Below are 2621 nucleotides of genomic sequence, written 5' to 3'. Positions count from 1 at the left end.
AGGCATACATACCTATCCCTACAAGGCTGCGCCGCGCGGAAGACTGGTTGCGCGGCAAGACGGTGAATGCGCAGGTCGCTGCGCAGGTCGCCAGCATCGTGGCCGAGGACATCCAGCCTGTTTCCGACCTGCGCGGCAGCAGCGAGTTCCGCCGCGAGATGGTGCGCACGGTAACCCGCCGCACTGTGGCCAAGCTATTTGGAATTGATATCAATGAAGGAGTTGCCGCATGAGTACGCATCGCATCGTGTGCCAGGTCAACGGCGAATCGCATAGCGTTGAGGTAGCGTCGCGGCGACTGCTATCGGACTTTTTACGAGACGACCTGCATCTGACAGGCACCAAGCGAGGCTGTGAAACCGGCATCTGCGGCGCCTGCTCGGTGCTGCTGGACGGCGAAGTCGTCAAATCCTGTCTGGTGCTGGCCGTGCAGGTCCACGGACGCAGCATCACCACCATCGAAGGGCTGGCCGCAGGGGAGCAGCTGCATCCCCTGCAGAAGAACTTCATGCAGTGCGGCGGGCTGCAGTGCGGCTACTGCACACCAGGTTTCATCATGGCTTCCTGCGACCTGCTCAAGAACACTCCTCAGCCCAGTTGCGAGGAAGTACGTCACGGCCTTTCCGGCAACCTCTGCCGCTGCACTGGCTACACCCAAATTGTGGAATCCGTGCTGCACGCAGCACAGGAGATGCATCATGGAAATTGAAAAGACTCTGACCGTTTCAGCCCCTCCCCAACAAGTCTGGGACCTGCTCCTCAATCCGCAAATCATGGCCGGGGCCGTGCCGGGGATGAAGTCCATCGATGTCATCAGTCCTACGGAATACGTGGCGGAGATGCATCAGAAAATTTCCTTCATCAGCGCCAAGTTCAAGCTCAAAACGAAGATCGTCGAACAGAAGGCTCCGGAGTACATGCGCGTGGAAGGCACGGGCGAGGATGCCTCGGTGGCCAGTTCGCTCAAGCAGACCAGCGAGGTGTTCCTGACGCCTGCGGCCAATGGCGGAACGGATCTGCGCATCAAGGTCAGTGTCGATGTGCTGGGTCGCCTGGGCGCCTTTGGCCTGTCGGTCATGAAGACCAAGGCCGATCGTCTGTGGGAAGAGTTTGGCAGCAATCTGGCGGCTCGCATCGAGGCCGGCGGCTCGACTGCCGATGCGGCACATCCTGCCACCGTCGCCACCGTCGCCACCGTGGCAGCGCTCCCCATGCCTTCGGCCAAGCCAGCTGCCCCGCGCCCTGAGGTCAAGCCTGCCTGCGCGTCCACAGCGCTCCCGGGCGCAGAGCCGCAGGATCACATGGACCCGGCCATCACCGCCGCCACACAGAACGTAGACAGAAATGCCGGTTGGTGGAGCCGCGTTTTTGGCCGCACCAGCAATGCGCGCAGCGCCGGCCAGGCCATACGCGTGGAAGTGCGTCAGATGGACAAGACGATCTGTGTCGAGTGGCCTGTTGCGGCGGCGTCCGAATGCCGGGAATGGCTGAAGTCGCTGCAGAAATAAGTACGAATTTTTCTATCAACCAACGAGGAGGCTCACTACTTAACAGCGCAGTCATATCAAGCCACGCATGCAAAAAAATATTAAACGACATAGAGAACTGGAGACATTCATGCTGAAGAAAGTAGCAAGCGCGATTGCGCTTCTGGGGGTGGGAGGGCTCGCCCAGGCGCAATCGACCGTACAGGTTTACGGCATCATGGACACGGCGGTGGAAGCCTTGAACAACGTCGGCGCAAGCAAGTCAAGCCTGACACGTATGCCGACCTTGTCGGGTAGCGTGCCTTCTCGACTTGGGTTTCGTGGCCGCGAAGACCTGGGCGGAGGATTGAGCGCTGCGTTCACCCTGGAGATGGGCATCGGCTCAGACGCTGGCGTACTCAACCAGGGGGGGCGCGGATTTGGCCGCCAATCTTTCGTCAGTCTCAACGGCCCCTGGGGCTCGCTGGGCCTGGGCCGCCAATACACCATGCTGTTCTGGTCCGTGCTCGATGCCGACGTGATCGGTCCGAGCCTGCACAGCATGGCCAGCCTGGACAACTACTTTCCCAATGCACGTGCCGACAATGCGATCTCCTACAAGGGCACGTTCTCGGGCCTGACGATAGGCGCGACCTATAGCTTTGGTCGCGATGCCGTCAATGCGGGCCCCAGCCCCGCCGGCACCAACTGCGCGGGTGAAAGCAGCACCGACGCCAAAACCTGCCGCGAGTGGTCGGCCATGCTCAAGTACGACACGGCGACATGGGGTGCAGCGCTGGCGCATGACGCGCTGCGTGGCGGTCCCGGCGCTTTCGCGGGGCTGATCAGTAGTGATAAGGCCGACAAGCGCACCATGCTCAATGGCTATGTGAAGTTTGCTGGTGCAAAGATTGGCGGTGGCTATATGCATCGCAAGAATGATGGATATGTGGCCTCACCACGCAACGACCTGTGGTTTGTGGGGGTGAACTACCCCATGGGCCAGTGGACGCTGGATGCCCAGTACAACCAGCTTAAGTACAAGGACAACGCGGACAAGGGCCAGCAGCTGGTGCTGCGCGGCACCTACAGCCTGTCCAAGCGCACTGCGGCATACGCTTCATTGGGCTATATGAAGAACAGCGGCAATGCAGC

3 protein-coding genes and 1 pseudogene are annotated in these 2621 nt (G+C 60.6%); all 4 read left to right on the top strand.

Translation table 11 applies throughout. The features are described 5' to 3' along the window. Positions 1-233, top strand: a pseudogene (locus D3H34_RS31660) (FAD binding domain-containing protein); the annotation flags it as partial. Beyond that, entirely contained in the window at positions 230-709 is a 480-nt protein-coding gene (locus D3H34_RS31655) for a (2Fe-2S)-binding protein (RefSeq protein WP_119558757.1), read from the top strand. The pseudogene D3H34_RS31660 and the gene D3H34_RS31655, both read left to right, overlap by 4 nt. Further along, on the top strand, positions 699-1508 hold the full coding sequence (locus D3H34_RS31650) for an SRPBCC family protein (protein ID WP_119558756.1): 810 nt from the start codon (positions 699-701) through the stop codon (positions 1506-1508). The genes D3H34_RS31655 and D3H34_RS31650 overlap by 11 nt, the downstream gene beginning before the upstream one ends. 109 nt (positions 1509-1617) lie before the next feature. Further along, positions 1618-2621: porin (locus tag D3H34_RS31645; protein WP_147400549.1), on the top strand; the 1004-nt coding region annotated here is incomplete at its 3' end.

It is taken from the genome of Acidovorax cavernicola (genome assembly GCF_003581445.1).
Note: the sequence above shows the minus strand (reverse complement) of the source record. Positions and strands in the feature narration are given on the sequence as shown.